The 14982-nt window shown below is 55.0% G+C and carries 17 protein-coding genes; 7 read left to right on the forward strand and 10 right to left on the reverse strand.

Annotated features, from left to right (window positions below; all coding sequences use genetic code 11):
- Positions 1-178 precede the first annotated feature (178 nt).
- On the reverse strand, positions 179-1240 hold the full coding sequence (locus J2I47_RS05520; protein ID WP_207363547.1) for a patatin-like phospholipase family protein: 1062 nt from the start codon (positions 1238-1240) through the stop codon (positions 179-181).
- Between the two features lie 12 nt (positions 1241-1252).
- The gene (locus tag J2I47_RS05525; RefSeq protein ID WP_207363548.1) at positions 1253-1840 is read right to left on the reverse strand and encodes a hypothetical protein; all 588 of its coding nucleotides are present in this window, start codon (positions 1838-1840) and stop codon (positions 1253-1255) included.
- Between the two features lie 188 nt (positions 1841-2028).
- Between J2I47_RS05525 and J2I47_RS05530 the strand changes: the two genes are divergently transcribed.
- Genes J2I47_RS05530 through J2I47_RS05550 form a run of 5 tightly spaced genes read left to right on the forward strand, consistent with a single transcriptional unit; the run spans position 2029 to position 5903 of the window.
- Positions 2029-2742: a GntR family transcriptional regulator gene (locus J2I47_RS05530; protein ID WP_207363549.1), complete on the forward strand. Its 714-nt coding sequence runs from the start codon at positions 2029-2031 to the stop codon at positions 2740-2742.
- 47 nt (positions 2743-2789) lie between these two features.
- Complete coding sequence (gene deoC, locus J2I47_RS05535; RefSeq protein ID WP_207363550.1) at positions 2790-3575, forward strand: deoxyribose-phosphate aldolase; 786 nt, start codon at positions 2790-2792, stop codon at positions 3573-3575.
- Between the two features lie 39 nt (positions 3576-3614).
- A complete protein-coding gene (locus J2I47_RS05540) occupies positions 3615-4022 on the forward strand; it encodes a GNAT family N-acetyltransferase (RefSeq protein ID WP_207363551.1) in 408 nt (135 codons plus the stop codon).
- A gap of 14 nt (positions 4023-4036) precedes the next feature.
- Positions 4037-4966 (forward strand): sugar phosphate isomerase/epimerase family protein, encoded by a 930-nt coding sequence (locus tag J2I47_RS05545; protein ID WP_207363552.1) that lies wholly within the window; start codon positions 4037-4039, stop codon positions 4964-4966.
- A 25-nt stretch (positions 4967-4991) separates the two neighbouring features.
- Positions 4992-5903: an ABC transporter substrate-binding protein gene (locus J2I47_RS05550; RefSeq protein ID WP_207363553.1), complete on the forward strand. Its 912-nt coding sequence runs from the start codon at positions 4992-4994 to the stop codon at positions 5901-5903.
- A 255-nt stretch (positions 5904-6158) separates the two neighbouring features.
- Here the strand turns inward: J2I47_RS05550 and J2I47_RS05555 are convergent, their stop codons facing one another.
- Both J2I47_RS05555 and J2I47_RS05560 read right to left on the reverse strand, forming a co-directional pair.
- Positions 6159-7184: a lipid A deacylase LpxR family protein gene (locus tag J2I47_RS05555; protein ID WP_207363554.1), complete on the reverse strand. Its 1026-nt coding sequence runs from the start codon at positions 7182-7184 to the stop codon at positions 6159-6161.
- 198 nt (positions 7185-7382) lie between these two features.
- Complete coding sequence (locus J2I47_RS05560; RefSeq protein ID WP_207363555.1) at positions 7383-7619, reverse strand: hypothetical protein; 237 nt, start codon at positions 7617-7619, stop codon at positions 7383-7385.
- On the opposite strand from J2I47_RS05560, the gene J2I47_RS05565 reads away from it, so the two are divergent.
- Both J2I47_RS05565 and J2I47_RS05570 read left to right on the forward strand, forming a co-directional pair.
- A complete protein-coding gene (locus tag J2I47_RS05565; protein ID WP_207363556.1) occupies positions 7599-8174 on the forward strand; it encodes a phosphatase PAP2 family protein in 576 nt (191 codons plus the stop codon). The two genes, J2I47_RS05560 and J2I47_RS05565, sit on opposite strands and share 21 nt — an antisense overlap.
- Before the next feature lie 106 nt (positions 8175-8280).
- On the forward strand, positions 8281-9030 hold the full coding sequence (locus J2I47_RS05570) for a hypothetical protein (protein ID WP_207363557.1): 750 nt from the start codon (positions 8281-8283) through the stop codon (positions 9028-9030).
- Here the strand turns inward: J2I47_RS05570 and J2I47_RS05575 are convergent.
- The 6 genes from J2I47_RS05575 to J2I47_RS05600 form a co-directional block, all read right to left on the reverse strand.
- A complete protein-coding gene (locus tag J2I47_RS05575; RefSeq protein WP_207363558.1) occupies positions 8987-9646 on the reverse strand; it encodes a class I SAM-dependent methyltransferase in 660 nt (219 codons plus the stop codon). The genes J2I47_RS05570 and J2I47_RS05575 overlap by 44 nt on opposite strands.
- A gap of 66 nt (positions 9647-9712) precedes the next feature.
- Positions 9713-10618, reverse strand: coding sequence for a class I SAM-dependent methyltransferase (locus J2I47_RS05580; RefSeq protein ID WP_207363559.1), 906 nt, complete (start codon positions 10616-10618; stop codon positions 9713-9715).
- Between the two features lie 139 nt (positions 10619-10757).
- Positions 10758-11861: a fatty acid desaturase family protein gene (locus J2I47_RS05585; protein ID WP_207363560.1), complete on the reverse strand. Its 1104-nt coding sequence runs from the start codon at positions 11859-11861 to the stop codon at positions 10758-10760.
- A 119-nt stretch (positions 11862-11980) separates the two neighbouring features.
- Positions 11981-13036, reverse strand: coding sequence for a response regulator (locus J2I47_RS05590; RefSeq protein ID WP_207363561.1), 1056 nt, complete (start codon positions 13034-13036; stop codon positions 11981-11983).
- Positions 13033-14301, reverse strand: a complete 1269-nt coding sequence (locus J2I47_RS05595; protein ID WP_207363562.1) for a sensor histidine kinase — start codon at positions 14299-14301, stop codon at positions 13033-13035. The genes J2I47_RS05590 and J2I47_RS05595 overlap by 4 nt, the downstream gene beginning before the upstream one ends.
- A 132-nt stretch (positions 14302-14433) precedes the next feature.
- On the reverse strand, positions 14434-14979 hold the full coding sequence (locus tag J2I47_RS05600; protein WP_207363563.1) for a PAS domain-containing protein: 546 nt from the start codon (positions 14977-14979) through the stop codon (positions 14434-14436).
- Positions 14980-14982: the final 3 nt, after the last annotated feature.

Here is a 14982-nt window from a genome sequence, read left to right on the forward strand (position 1 = left end):
ATCGGTTTAGAATCAGTGTGGTGAGTGTGAACTACAGCGCGCAGAGTAGGCCAAAAATACGGGTCTGTATTGGATCCAAAACCGGGAAATGTCTCCTTTCGGTATCAGGTGTTTCACCCGAAAAAGACCCGTAAACATCCTCAACTTCAGATTCAGGATACGCGTACATTCCAGACAGTCAGGCCAGTACAACGGGTGGAACGCCGCCGTTGGCATCGAGCTGATTGAAATAAGCGGCGGCATCGACCTCGCCCTTCGCCATCATGCCCTGCATCTCCACGGGATCGAACCGCAACCCGCCCGGACCACCCCCCAGCGGTAGTTTGGGCCGTATGATGTGTATCCTGCTGGCCAAGCGGTTAGCGAACGGATTCGGTTGCCGGGGTGGATTCAACAGCTTGTCGATCTGGGCCGTGGGCAGGCCCGCCGTGACCATGGCCTGCCGCACGGCCAGCACGTAGTTGGCACCCCGACTCAGGATGTCCGGCACCCGCACGTCGTTCAGGCTCACGTCTTCGCTAAAAATGTCGATGGTGCGCTGCAACACGCCGATCAGGTCGTTGGGCTTCAGCGAGTCGGCAGCCTCCGGCGTTTCGGGCGACAGCAAAACGGCCAGTACTTCGTCGGCACCGGCATCGAGGGCCACCTGAATAGCCGCGTATTCCCGCACACCCCCATCTACGTAGTGCCGGGCGGGTGCGACCGGGGCCGACCGGATGCGCACCGGCTCCAGGAAAAAAGGCTGGTGGGTCGACGCCAGGATGGCGTCGACCAAATCATTCCGGCTGGCGATTGTCTGCGTGGTGTAATGCGGCAGTCGGGCCGCCAGAGGCTGCGTGGTAAACAGCCGTAACTCACCCGTTTGCAGACAAACCGCCGAAACGCCCACCTGTTTTTCGGGGGTCACTATCCGCCCGAAACGGGGAGCATCATAGACCGTGTCGATGAGTTGATCGAGCTTGAAGCTGTTGAACAAACAGCCTGTCCTGAATAAAGCCGCTGCGTCGTGCGTGGCCAGTAAATTGGCCGTTGCTGTACCCGAATAAAAATTAATCAGCACGTTCATATCGCCCACCGATGCGAGGGGTACAATAAGGGCGCCGGTGCTGGTGCCCAGGTACACGTCGAACAGGAATTGACCGTTTTTGAAAAACTCGGGCCTGTTTCTGATGAATTTCAGCACGCCCACAGCGTAGGCACCTTTGCAGCCACCACCGCTGATAACCAATGCTTTTTTCATGGCTGTCTCTGCTTAGTTGTCCTGAAAACTCTTCTCTTTCCGCTGACCGATAACATTATAGGCCACGGCAAACTGCCCCCAGGTAGACTGGTGTTCGTAGTCGCGGTGAATTTTTAGGGCTACGCCGTATCGTTTCAGTATCTCCAGCGCCACACCACCACCCAGCAATTTTGCGTTGGTTTGCCCCCAGAGGTGCTCAACAAACAGCTGCATATTTCCCCAAAGAATGCCTTCCGGCAGACCATTGATTTTAACGTCGAGCGACGTCAGCTTCAGGGCGATCCGTGGACCGGCGTAAGCTACCCAGTGCTCCGTTTTCAGTTCCGGCGAACCGGCAGTGTAAGCCGCACCGATCACGGCCCCTACCCGCAAGTAATGATTGATCGGCGTGAACTGCGGACAGGTCTGCACCGAAAACAGGGATTTTGACTGCTGGGACGAAAAGCCCATACCAAACTCGACGGGTACCACGGCCCGACGGTTGAACTCGGCATAGTCGGGCACCGGGTCAGCAGTGGGTGGACTGTTTTGCGCCTGCGCCGTCGTCAACAGGGTGACGAGAACCAGGGCAATTCTGTAGGAACGAAAGTTGTGAAGCATGTGCGTGGGTGAATGATGTTGGCCTCAAAAATCCGCACTTTTCCGCCCACCTTATACCACCGGGTGAATCTATGTTATTGACTGACAGCCAATTTATAAAACGGTATGGTTCGAACAGCTACTTGTATAGACAACCAGTTAATCAAATAAAACTTGTCTATACAAGATAACTAATTACCTTTGGCTCAATGACAAACAAGCCGCGCCAGTACAAACAGATTCACGCCTCGCTGAAACAGCAGTTAGCCGAGGGGGTTTACGCCGTTGGCTCGCTCCTACCCTCGGAAAACGAACTGGCTACGCAGTTCAACACCACACGCATGACCGTTCGGCAGGCATTAACCGAGTTGGTGCGGGAAGGCTACATTGATCGGCGGCATGGTAAGGGAAGCATCGTACGCTCTGAACGACAGGCACTGGGGCTATTGTCGTTTCAAGGCTTTTCAGACGCGGTAGGTAGTCAGCACACGGTACGCACCGAATTCCTGACCGACCCTGCCGTCAGACCCTGGCCCGACAGTTTTTTCTACGCCTTGACCGACACGGAGAAAAGCATCAACTGCCTGACCATGAACCGGATCCGGTATGCCGACAACAGCCCCGTTATGCTCGAATATACCTGGCTGCCCAACTGCGGACTCGACGGATTACTTACCCAGGACCTGCTCGACGGGTCGTTATTCAGAACCCTGAGCAGCCAGTACAACTTCGACATCAGGCAGATGGATCAGCGCCTGAGGGCCGTGGGAGCCACCACCGAACAGGCCATCTATTTCGCCTGCCCCAAGAACACCCCACTCCTATTCATAGAGCGCCGCTACCAAACCAACCAAACTAACCTGCACATTTACAGTCAGTTATATTGTTTCACCAACCAGTACGCCATCAGCGGCGGACTATAAATATTGAGTGAATGAGTGAATTCACTCAATCACTCATTAAAACAATCATGCCCAACACAACCCTTATCCGCGAGATCGCCAAGATGATCGATCACTCGCTGCTGCACCCCACCCTGACCGACGCCGAACTGCGCGACGGTTGCGCCGTTGCCCTCAAGTACGATGTGGCCTCGGTTTGTATCAAGCCCTATGCCGTGGCATTGGCAAAGACATTACTCGCCGGCTCGGACGTGCTGGTGGGCACGGTCATTGGTTTTCCGGCCGGTAACTCAGCCACGTCGATCAAGGTAGCCGAGACCATTCAGGCCTGCCGGGACGGAGCCGTGGAAATAGACATGGTCGTGAACATCGGCAAGGTGCTCGGTGAAGACTGGGACTTCGTGCGCGACGAGATAAAGGCCATCCACGAGGCCTGTCTGGCGCATGGAGCCATCCTGAAGGTCATTTTCGAGAACGACTACCTGTCCGACACTAAGTACATCATCAAACTCTGCCAGCTTTGTACCGAAGTCGGTGCTGAGTTTGTGAAAACGTCTACGGGCTACGGTTTCGTGAAAGGTGGCGACGGCAAATACAGCTACGAAGGGGCCACCATTCATCAGCTTCAGGTCATGCTCGACAGCGTCGGACCCGGGGTGCAGGTGAAAGCCGCCGGGGGCGTGCGTACCCTCGACGGGTTGTTGCAGGTGAAGGCAATGGGCGTTACCCGCCTGGGTGCTTCGGCAACGGCTGCCATCATGGAAGATGCCTACCGCCGTTTTGGCGAAGCGTCGCCCGGTGCCGTTGCTCCCGACGCGCCAATGGCCGATAGTCAGGAAGGGAAAGGCTACTGATGTAGGTCGTATTCAAACTGGTCGGTGTAGTTTTACGCCATGACAACCCCCTCCTATTCCATCAGAAAAGCCGTTGCGGCTGATTTTGAGGCGATTGACGAGTTCGACATGTTTGCCGGCGACCGGCAGGAAGAAATCAGCCGGGGCGAATGCTTCGTGGCTGTTCAGGGCGAAACCGTGGCGGGTTACCTGACAACGGCCCGGTCGTTCTACCAGAATCCGTTTATAGCCTACATTCAGGTGCGGGACAATCAGCAAAGGCATGGCATTGGTCATGCCTTGCTGGCTTTCGCGGAATCTCGCTGGCCGGTCGAAAAAATTTACATCTCGACCGAAGCCGACAATGCACCCATGCTGCACCTGCTTCAGAAACGGGGTTACACCCCCGCCGGCGAGATTTTGTTTATTCAAAACGAGCCTGAATTAGTTTTTTGCAAACTGCGCTAAACACATCTCCCTTTATGCTAGACCTCGGCTTTGTATCGGCTATTTTGCCCGACTACGACCTTCATGCCGTCCTCAAATTTGCGGCGGATCACGGTTTCAAGTGCGTAGAAATCATGTGCTGGCCTACCGACAGCGCCGACGCTAGGCGCTACGCGGGCGTGTCGCACATCGACGTTGATAACCTCGACGTGGAAGCCGTACACTTCCTCTGCCACAAATATGGCGTGTCTATTTCGGGACTCGGCTACTACCCTAACCCGCTGGATGCCAACGCCGAACAGGCCGAATTCTACCGCGAGCACATCAAAAAGCTTATCCGGGCAGCGGCTAGGCTGGGTCGGTCCGGCGCTGCGGTGCCGGTGGTCAACACGTTTATGGGGCGCAACACCACGCTCAACGTGGCCGATAACCTGAAGCTGGTGGCCGAACACTGGCCGGCCATTGTGCACGAAGCCGAAGCGCACAACGTAAAAATCGGCATCGAAAACTGCCCCATGTGGTTTACCAATGATGAGTGGCCGGGCGGCAAAAATCTGATGACCACTCCCGCCATCTGGGACCGGGTATTTGAGCTTATCCCCTCGCGGGCACTGGGCGTCAACTACGACCCCAGTCACCTGGTCTGGCAGATGATGGACGAAGTGAAACCCATCTATACCTACCGCGACCGGCTGCACCATATCCACCTCAAAGACGCAAAAATCTACCGCGACAAGCTCGACCGGGTGGGCATCATGGCCAATCCGCTGGAGTACCACTCACCCAAGTTACCCGGCCTCGGCGACGTGCGCTGGGGTAGCTTTTTCGCCGCCCTCACCGACGTGCGCTACCGGGGCCCGGTCTGCATTGAAGTAGAAGACAAAGCCTACGAAGGATCCCCCGACGACGTAAAAACGGCTATCCTGACCGCCCGGAACTACCTGCGGCAGTTTCTGGCTGACTAGCCCTTTGCCAACCAACTCAATCGTTATGAACCACTTACGCGTTGCCCTCGACTGGACGCCCAACACCAACCACACCGGTTTTTTCGTCGCACAGTCGCTGGGTTATTATTCCGAAGCAGGTCTGGAAGTCCACTTGTTAACACCCGAATCGGACAATTATACGTTGACGCCCGCCAAAAAACTGGCGCTTGGACAAGCCGATTTTGCCCTGGCACCGTTCGAGAGCGTCATCAGCCTCAACACCAAAGCCAATCCAATGCAGGCGGTGGCCGTGGCGGCGTTGCTACGGGAAGACATCAGCGCCATTGTAGCGCTGACCAGCAGCCATATAAATAGGCCCAGCGACCTGGACGGGCTTATCTACGCATCCTATAAAGCGCGCTACGAAGACGCCATCGTGAAGCAGATGATTGTGAACGATGGTGGTCGGGGTGACCTTCGTATCACCTACCCCGACAAGCTTGGTATCTGGCATACCCTGCTCACCAACGCCGCCGATTCGACCTGGATATTTGATAACTGGGAAGGCGTAGAAGCCGACACGCAGGGTATCCAACTGACCAGATTTCGCCTTGCCGACTATGGTATTCCGTATGGCTATTCACCGGTTTTGTTGACCACCCGGCACCAGATCGACAACAACACGGAGGTGTATAAACGCTTCCTGAACGCAACGAAAAAAGGGTTTCTGTATGCGGTTGGTAACGTAGCCGAAAGCGCCGCTATGTTGGCCCAGTTCGTACCCCAACGGGATAAGGAACGAATTGATCTGCTGAAAAGCCAGGCCTATACATCAGCCTATTATGGCGACGAAACCAACTGGGGCAAGCTGGAGAGCGGACGGGTTAACGCGTTCCTCGACTGGCTAAAAACGCAGGGGCTGGAAACAACTGATCTAGATGCCAACACCCTGTTTACAAACGCTTTAATCGAATAAGGGCATTTGCTGATCCGGTTTTGAGTGGGGTTGGGCGGTTTCGCGCTCTGGTGTGGCTTCGCGCTCTGGTGTGGCTTCGCGCATCGGGCCCTTCGACAGGCTCAGGGTGACAGGAAAGTTGAATCAACTCCACTGAACTGCATTAGATGGGCTGTCACCCTGAGCCTGTCGAAGGGCCTAGAGCGCGAAGCCACACCACAGCGCGAAGCCACCCAACCCAAATAAGCACCTCCCGACAGAAGGCTGGTTACTCCCCTATTTCCCCACCCGCACGAGCAGAGCCAGGTGGCCCCATTGGTCAGACAAGGCGCCTACAAATTCGGGCGTGCGAACGTGTTGTATGAAAGTAAGTTGCATGTTTTTGCCCGCAATGACGCCGCCCACGTCGGTCTGTCCGTAGAAATGCTGTAGCTCTACGGCGGGCAGGGCATAATAGTTTTTGGCCCCGTTCAGCCAGCCGCCCTGCATGAGCGAGTTGTCGAGAACAGCCCGAAAACCAATCCGAATAAAAGCGTAGCACTGAAATTTCCGGGGCGACGTTCCTGCACTATATAAGCCCGTGGGGTGGCCAAAATAGTCATTAAACAACCCGACGCGCAGTGTACCGCCCATTCCCGCCGCGTTCATCAACGAGCCAATGGTTCCTTCAACCTCGCTGATGACGTCGAAAACGGGCGAAAAAAGAGGGATAGCCCGACCCTCATACCGCACGGTGTAGCTAATAACCGGATCGTTTTTCATCTGCGTACCCCAACCCGCCGGTACGGCCTGATGGAGCAGACCATGCATGTGATCCTGCAACTCGGCGGCCCCCGAAGCAGGGCCAATCACACCCAGCGCAAGCGATGAACTAAGCCGACGCCCACCCGTGGGGTCGGTGGTAGTGAGGCCCCAGGCTACGTACAGGTAGCCCGCGTAGGGACGGTCGTAGGGATACAGCGGGGGCCGAACGCTCCTGGTATCGCGGGGGGTGTAAAGTTCCTGACCAACCGAGGCGTTATACAGGGCCTTGTAGGACCGCTTGTCTTTCGGATTCAACCTTAGCAATGCGTAGTGGGTAGGCCATTTTTGCCAGTAATTGCTCAGATGGGTCAGCCGAATACCGTTGCTGTAATACCGATCTGTCACGCTTCGCTGATGCACCTGAAACGCATCATTCTCCCAGTCAAGTTGTGCAAAAGCGCCAGCTTGTTGCTTGTGAATGGGTTTGGGACGGCTGGCATCCTGCGAAAAAGTAGTCAGTGCGTTGAGTAGGCAGGCAACAACAAGCAATAAGCGCATATAACGATGATTAGTCGCTATAAAAATCGGTCATATGTTCTATAAAGCAAGTTGTTTGTTCTATAAAGCAAGTCCTTGGGTCAGAATTGCCAGTAACAAGGCAGGCCAGGCCGCAATCTGCCGGTATGGTGCTACTAGGCTACTCCGATTTCTTCCCGAAACCGCCAAACAATTTCAGGCTCGATGAGCGCGAGTTACTCAAAGCTGAGGCCGCTTTTTGCGCCGCATTTGGCTATGAGGGGCGGGTTCTGTGGTGGTCGCGGGTAATGCGCCAACTTTCTGGTAACCACCCGCCAGGATTAGTTTGTGCTGTTCCGACTCCGACCAGGCCAAGATCTCCTTTACCCGCAGCACGGTGTCGAGGATGCTGAAAAGCCAGGGCAGATAGTTCAGGAAGCCTACCTTTGCGGGGCTATGCGCGAGACGATCAATCAACTCGATACCGGGCTTTTTCTGACCCTCAATCGCCTCCATGCCCCCTGGCTCGACCCCGTCATGGTGCTGTTTACGGAGCGAAACACCTGGATTCCATTCTATGTGGTGCTGGTGGGCTGGCTGGCCTGGCGGTTCCGGCAGCGGGCCGTGGGCCTGGTGCTTACGCTGGCTGTAGCCGTAGCCATCAGCGATCAGGTCTGTTCGTCGGTGCTGAAACCGCTCACGCTCCGGCTGCGTCCCTGCCACGAAGCAGCCCTACAGGCGGCCATTCATCCCCTACTACCCTGTGGCGGACAATATGGCTTCTGCTCCTCCCATGCGGCCAACACCTTCGCGCTGGCTACGGGGTTGTGGTTGCTGCTGGGCAGGCAACATAGCTGGCTGCGGTGGTTGTTTGCCTGGGCAACGCTGGTAGCCTACAGCCGGGTGTATGTGGGTGCCCACTACCCCCTCGACGTGCTGGCCGGAGCAGGCGTGGGTACGCTGGCGGCCCTCGGCTGTGTATCTTTGTATGACAACACGTTCAAGGTCCAACGTTTAAAGGCCAAAGCCTAAAGTTTAAAGTTGGCTGACCAATCCGCCGGTGCGGCGTGAGTACGCTTGCTGCACCGGCGGATTGGTCAGCCAACTTTAAACTTTAGGCTTTGGACTCCTTCTCTTTATGCCCTTCGCTTCACTTACGATTCGCTTCCAGTCGGCGGGGATGATACCCCCGCCTTTCACTCATTATTACACGCTGGAGGTAAAACCCACGCCAAAAAATGCCCTCCACGTCGACTTCTCCATTACCTATACTGACCGCGAAGAGCTTGACGAAGAAGACATTACAGGAGAAGGTTTCACATTGGCCGACAATTTCGACTGGTCAGGCACGCTTGGTCCAGACTGGCTGCCGGTGCTGGACAATGTAGTGGCCAATACCCGCCTGAAGCCGCTTCGGGAGAGTGAGCTGTCGGAGAAAGACGATTACCTCGAAGTGCTCATCACGCCCGGCTCCGGCCCGACTGGTCAGTCGACGCAAACGGGCACGCCGACCAATCCCGATGCATTTTTGTACCCCATTCAGGAGCTAATTCAGGCTATTTATGAAGCGGGAGGTAAAGAAAAACCCTTTGAGCTAAGCTACCTCAGCTACCAGCAGTCTGGTGACCGCGAACTGCACATTCAGGCCTCGTTCGCCAACCGGAGCGTACAGGTTATAACGGTTAACAACCGGCAGGAGCAGCGCAAAACCATGCCCTGGGAGGCGCTACAGCCCCTTATGTCCACTGTTTTTGCCTACGACTACAACCCCGAAGACGGCTTGGCGAAGCCCCCCAAACGCGACGGTCATTTCCTGACGGTCGGCACCGACATGTGGTTCGATATCAGCGCGTTGCCGGAGGTGTACCGGGCGCTGGAGCGGGTATAACGCGTTGCCAGCTGCCCATTCGTATCTGTCCCCGACGCAAGGTCGCGCTTTGTGTTTCCACTAGCCCGGCCTGTTGCAACACCTGCGGCCAGTTGGGCAACCGGCTGGCGTCGATGCACGCAACAACCCGAAAAAAACGAATCATCATCCAGAGTTGCAGCCGCTGCCAGGTTGTTTTGGGCTGGTCGAAATCACAGATCAGCAACGCACCTGGTTCGGTTAGATGCTCAAGTAAACAGGGCAATAAGCGACCTGTTAGCGTAGATTCGGGGTACAGATCGAGCACAAACGGCAGCAAAATCGCGTCGTACCGTTCTCCCTGCTCAAGATCTGTCTCCGTGCCATGCCTAAACACAATGCGCTCATTAGCAGAGGATTTACCTATTTTTTGCTGAGCCATGTGAAGCATAGTGTCTGACGCTTCCAGGTACAGCACCCGTTGCGGGTTGGTTTGTAGCAGGCGGGGCAGCAAAGTGCCTGTGCCACCACCCAGCACCAGCACCCGGCTGTGGGGCGGTACCCGTTCAACGCACCACTGCCCGGCCAGCTTCAGCGTATGGCCAAACATCAACGCGGCCAGGCTGTCGTAGAGGGGAGCAATAAAGTTGAAGGACATCAGCGCATTCGGGCAAAACAGGGCGTGTTAAATACAACAACGCATCTGGACGAATGGCTGCCGAGGCTACAATTTTTCGAAAACCAGCCGATAGTGGTCCATAATGTTTCGCTCGAAACACACCCGATTAGGGCTTTTCCGAAACACGCTGATTAGTCCACGAAATGACGGGTTGGTGAGCAGTTTGGGCAACAGTGACGCGTAGAGGGCATACTTTTGGGTCATGAACGCCCGAAACCGCTTGCGCCACTGGCCAATGGTTTCGATGTAATCGAGCCGACCGCTACTGATCGATACCAATTTGAAATAAGGTCTGGCACACCGGTTGATTTGGGCAGGACCGTAGGGCAGCCAGGATCCGGGAAACTGGGCAATCATCAAGGCCATGTAATACGCGTCAGAATCAGAATCGGCGTCGAGCCGGATGCTTTCAAAGGGGGGCAATTGTTCACCAAACACCATCGTCTGCATGTAAAAGCGCCCCCCGGCAGGCAGCAGTTCGCTCAGATTCCTGAAGAAATTGCTGTAGATAGCATCCTGCTCACCGGCCTGCCACTGTTCGATGGAGCAAAAATGTTCCATGCCCCCAATGCAGGTGACGGCGTCGAAGGTGCCGTAGTCGGCGGGGGTGATCAGGCGGCAATCTTTCACGTCAACGTTCAGACCATTCTTTCGGCAGGCTTCGGCTTGCCTCTGCGATAGCGTCACGCCCCGGCCAATGGCGCCCCGGTGGTGTTTGGCATACGTCAGGAAAGGCCCCCACCCACAGCCCATGTCGAGCACTGTCGAGCCGGGGCCTATTCGCAGGCTGTCGGCAATAAACTTGTGTTTTTGCTGCTGCGCCTCCTCCAGTGTAAGCGAAAAATCGCCGTTATACATGGCACCACTGTAGTCGCCGGTCTCGCCAATGCTGAGCCGGAATACCTTGTCGATGGTCGAGTAGGTGAAGTCTAGGTCTTGTTGAGTAGCCATAAACTGAAGATGTATTTGTGTCGCGTTCTGTTTCGCTACCGTTGCCTGACAACGGCTGGTAGGGCATTGGTTGGCAACCTTTCATTGTAAGCCAGCCGCAACAGCCAGTCCAACACTGGCTGCGTGTTTTGTGCGTAGGTTATGCCTGCTGACCCAGTTGTTTCAGCAGTCGATAATGCGAGACAAGAGCAGACAGAAACGTGGGGTTTTCGAGGTAAGGCAGTTTAAATTCCTGCGCCGTTTGTTTCACAATCTGGGCAATGGCCGGGTAATGAATGTGGCATACCTGCGGAAAGAGGTGATGCTCGATCTGACGATTCAGGCCACCACAGAAAAACGTAGCAAACCAGCTGCGGGGGGCAAAATTGGCCGTAGTCTGCAGTTGGTGTACCGCCCAGGCTTCTTCAATGGTGCCCGTCTGGGTAGGCACCGGAAACGAGGTTCCTTCTACCACGTGGGCCAGCTGAAACACCAGGCCAATCACCAGCCCTTCGGCCAGGTGCATGACCACAAACCCCACCAGCACCTGCCACCAGGCCAGGTCAAGCACCAGCATGGGCAGGGCCAGAAAGGCAGCGTAGTAGATGGCTTTGTACAGAAACAGCTTCACATACTCGGCGCGGGGGTGATTGGTGTTGTCGTGCTGCCCAATCTTTTTCTTGAAAAACTTGAGGTAGTCTTTCCGGAACACCCACGACAGCGACGCCAGCCCGTAGAGCGGAAACGCGTACAGGTGCTGGAAGCGCTGCCAGGGGCGGTGGGGCTCGTCGGCGTCCAGGCGCACCAGGCCGGGTGCAACTTCGATGTCTTCGTCGTGGCCGGGAATATTCGTATAGGTGTGGTGGACAATGTTGTGCGTTGTTTTCCACAGATAGGGGTTGGCACCCACCAGGTTGAAGGTGTTGCTCAACAGCTGGTTAACCCAGCTTCGAGCCGAAAAAGCGCCATGAATAGCGTCGTGCGAGACGTTGAAGCCCACAAACGCGGCAAAACAACCCAGCGCAACGGCCAGGCCCAGCATGGGCCAAACGCCAAACTGGTTGCTCAGCATTAATCCGTAAATGGCCCCGTAGATAGCCAGAAAGAAGACAGCTTTACCCCACATAGCCCCATTGGCGTGAGGCGACTCGCCGCGCCGGGCAAAGTAGGCATCCACCCGCTTCCGGGCCGTGGCAAAGAAAAGCGAGCGCTTGGGGTTGGTGAATTTGACCGATCTGGTTAGTTGGCGTTGAGCGTTTATCATACGCTGCAAAATTCCCCATCAAACCCGCCAGCCGCCATGATATTCGTCCCGACAAGGCGAATTATCATCACCTATTATGCTGATGCTCGTCATAGGTTAGCCTGATAAAAGTCAGCCAATCAATGTCTCAGCCGGGCCAGTCTATCCACATCAAGGAGCCTGATCTGACTACCCATAATCTCAATTAAGCCTTCGGTCCGGAAGTCGCTCAGGGTGCGGATCACTGTTTCGGTGGATGCCCCTACCAGGTGCGACCAGTTTTCGCGCGATAGGGTCATGATTGGAGGCGCGTCGGCGTAAAATTTACGCTGTACCATCAGCAGGGCCTCGGCGGTACGTTTGCGCACCGACTGGTAGGCCAGTTGCAACAATCGGTCTCTGCTCTCGGCTACGTCTGAGGCCAACATCCTGATAAATTCGTTGGCGACCTCCTTGTTATGGTAAATCAGGGTCAGAAAATCAGCCTGTGGAATGCTGCAGACCTCCGTGTCGTCGAGCACCTCTGCCGATTCGGCATAAGGTGTATTGGCCAGGAGTGGTAGATAGCCCACAAAATCGCCCTCTCCGTAGAGCGCAGTAATGTAGTTGTTGCCCGACTCGTCGCTGGTAAATAGTTTGATCTTACCCCGTTTAATGAAGTAGAGCGACGCGGGCAGGCTTCCGGCCATAAACAAAGACTGCTTTTTCTTGTGCAGGGTGGTTGGATAACTCTCACACAGGCGCGCTCTGGCATCGTCGATATGCCGCACGGCCTGCATCAGGCTCATCAGATGGGCCGAATCCGACGTATGCTCGGGTCGGCTCTGCTTGCCTTTCTTTAGGCGGATTTCAACGGCATTCAGCAGGGCTATATCGTCGAAAGGCTTGGTGAGGTAATCATCGGCACCGAGGTTCATACCAAACCGGAAATCGGCTGATTCGGCCTTGGCCGTCAGAAAAATAAACGGCAACCCGGCCAGATCAGGGTCTTTGCTCACAATGTGCAATACGCCGTAGCCGTCTAGCTCAGGCATCATGATATCGCACAAAATCAGATCCGGGCGCTGCTGCCGGGCCAGTGCCACACCCTGCTTACCATTGGCGGCCTGCACCACCTGATACGGAGCCAGCTGGAGAATTTCGGTGATATTCGCCCGCATTTCCGGGTTATCTTCAATGACCAGAATGGTATTCATGCCACAAAGGGGTAGATGGGAAGTTGGACGGTGAAGATGGTGCCCGAGTCGAGCTGGCTCGTAAATGAAATGGTACCACCCAGCAGGTCAACGTATCGTTTAACGATGTATAGTCCCAAACCCGTTCCCTGCACGTGGATGGCGTTGCGGGCGCGAAAAAAATTGATAAATAGTTTGTCTTTATCTGCGTCGGGAATGCCAATGCCCTCGTCTCTCACCGTTACTACCAGCAAATTGTCCTGCACCGCAGTGGTAAGTTCAATGGATTTTCCTTCCGACGAGTATTTGCTGGCGTTAACCAGCAAGTTGACCAGAATATTACGCAGCATCGAACCATCAATGCTGACCGTTAACGCGCCAGCCAGGTGTTGATAAACAAAGTGTTGCCCTATCTTCACCATGCCCTGCATATCATCCAGGATCTCGGCACAAAAAGTTTGCAGTTCCAGCGGTTGAGGTTGTCCGTGCATGGTTTCCTGCTCCATCTGTCCCAGCGACAGAAAGTCGTTCAGCAGGTCGGTTAATCCGTGCACTGCCGCTTTGATTCGCTGCACGTGGCGCTCCCGTTTTTCGCCATCGTCGGCACCATTATACCGCCCTATCAAGGAGGCCGACGATAGAATGGTGCCCATAGGGGTACGAAACTCGTGGGAGGCCATCGTCACAAAATTCGATTTCAATTCGTGCAGCTCGCGTTCCTGCGCCAGTAACTTATCGGACTGATCACGGGTTTTTAACCGACTGGTAACATCGGTAGCTGTTACAATAACACGATTGATCCGCCCGTCAGCATCAGGAAAAGGCTCATAAACCAGATCGAAATAAACTGTGCCCAAATTGCCTTCACGCTGAAGCACAACAGGCATTTCTGTCCCAATAAAGGGTATCCCTGTTTGCATCACCTGCGCCAATAATTCTTCAAAGCCTTGCTTAGCAGCTTCAGGCAATACCGAAAAGATAGGTCGGCCCAGCAGCTCAGCTTCAGGTCGTGCCCAGAGAGCACACATGGCTGGGTTGGCAAGCTCGACTACGAACTCCGGTCCTTTCAAAATGCCAATTGCTACGGATGTGTACCTGAAAATGCGTAACAGATGAGTTTCCTGAGACTGATGTTGCGCTTCGTCGGCTAACAGCATACGAAGCATGCCCACTTCGGCAGTACGTTCGCTAAGCTGTTGGGTGAGGTCGTGTATTGCCTCTTCCTGCTGACGCAGGCGATTAGCAGGGGCGGCATCGTCAGATAGCTCAGTAGGATATGATGGCATATTTCAGGTGGCCGGCATTAATTGAAGTTGAGTAAACACAAAGGTGCTTTTTCCATAAGGACCACGCAATGACCCCGGTCACATACCCATATGACCGTCCCCCCAACCGGCTATCAGTTCCTTGTCAGGAAATCAGAAGAGTTGACCGCTGATCAGCGCGATCAGCATGGCCCGGATATGAGCTGCGGAAATGCGATTATGAATGGCGGTTAACAGAGCCGTTTGCTGCTGCTGTTCAGCGGCCGACAGCGGACGGAACGAAACATCCTGCACTAACAACAACACCCCATCACCCGATTTTAGGTAGACCTGACAAAAAAGCCCTGTTATACCGTCTAGCTGATAGGCCTCAATCTGAGTTGCTGGTTGGCCGGTTTCCACCACCTGTCGCAGCCGATCCAGTACGCCCGCCGTTGTCACATCTGGACTGATCATGGTGAGGGGCTGGCCCACTATGTCGTCAGCCAACAACTTAATCATGGCTTCCTGAACCGGATTAACAAACACGTATTGAAAGTCATCGATGAGGTCTGCATCGTCTGACCGCAATGCCTGCAGCAAACTAATACCCACGGGCGCAGCGTTGATCACATCCCATACCCGTCTGGAAGTCAGCCACATATAAGGAAACAATTCAGGTTCAGCCTGTGCGTCGGCCGTATGTAATGGTAGATTCATGCA

Source organism: Fibrella rubiginis (assembly GCF_017353185.1).
In the GTDB taxonomy this organism is placed as follows: domain Bacteria; phylum Bacteroidota; class Bacteroidia; order Cytophagales; family Spirosomataceae; genus Fibrella; species Fibrella rubiginis.

Coding starts and splice junctions, on each gene's coding strand:
- J2I47_RS05525 (WP_207363548.1), bottom strand. CDS start 1,840: ATGCTTCACAACTTTCGTTCCTACAGAATTGCCCTGGTTCTCGTCACC.
- J2I47_RS05555 (WP_207363554.1), bottom strand. CDS start 7,184: ATGCGCTTATTGCTTGTTGTTGCCTGCCTACTCAACGCACTGACTACT.
- J2I47_RS05580 (WP_207363559.1), bottom strand. CDS start 10,618: ATGGCTACTCAACAAGACCTAGACTTCACCTACTCGACCATCGACAAG.
- J2I47_RS05520 (WP_207363547.1), bottom strand. CDS start 1,240: ATGAAAAAAGCATTGGTTATCAGCGGTGGTGGCTGCAAAGGTGCCTAC.
- J2I47_RS05590 (WP_207363561.1), bottom strand. CDS start 13,036: ATGAATACCATTCTGGTCATTGAAGATAACCCGGAAATGCGGGCGAAT.
- deoC (WP_207363550.1), top strand. CDS start 2,790: ATGCCCAACACAACCCTTATCCGCGAGATCGCCAAGATGATCGATCAC.
- J2I47_RS05545 (WP_207363552.1), top strand. CDS start 4,037: ATGCTAGACCTCGGCTTTGTATCGGCTATTTTGCCCGACTACGACCTT.
- J2I47_RS05550 (WP_207363553.1), top strand. CDS start 4,992: ATGAACCACTTACGCGTTGCCCTCGACTGGACGCCCAACACCAACCAC.
- J2I47_RS05575 (WP_207363558.1), bottom strand. CDS start 9,646: ATGTCCTTCAACTTTATTGCTCCCCTCTACGACAGCCTGGCCGCGTTG.
- J2I47_RS05570 (WP_207363557.1), top strand. CDS start 8,281: ATGCCCTTCGCTTCACTTACGATTCGCTTCCAGTCGGCGGGGATGATA.
- J2I47_RS05565 (WP_207363556.1), top strand. CDS start 7,599: ATGCGCGAGACGATCAATCAACTCGATACCGGGCTTTTTCTGACCCTC.
- J2I47_RS05595 (WP_207363562.1), bottom strand. CDS start 14,301: ATGCCATCATATCCTACTGAGCTATCTGACGATGCCGCCCCTGCTAAT.
- J2I47_RS05600 (WP_207363563.1), bottom strand. CDS start 14,979: ATGAATCTACCATTACATACGGCCGACGCACAGGCTGAACCTGAATTG.
- J2I47_RS05530 (WP_207363549.1), top strand. CDS start 2,029: ATGACAAACAAGCCGCGCCAGTACAAACAGATTCACGCCTCGCTGAAA.
- J2I47_RS05585 (WP_207363560.1), bottom strand. CDS start 11,861: ATGATAAACGCTCAACGCCAACTAACCAGATCGGTCAAATTCACCAAC.
- J2I47_RS05540 (WP_207363551.1), top strand. CDS start 3,615: ATGACAACCCCCTCCTATTCCATCAGAAAAGCCGTTGCGGCTGATTTT.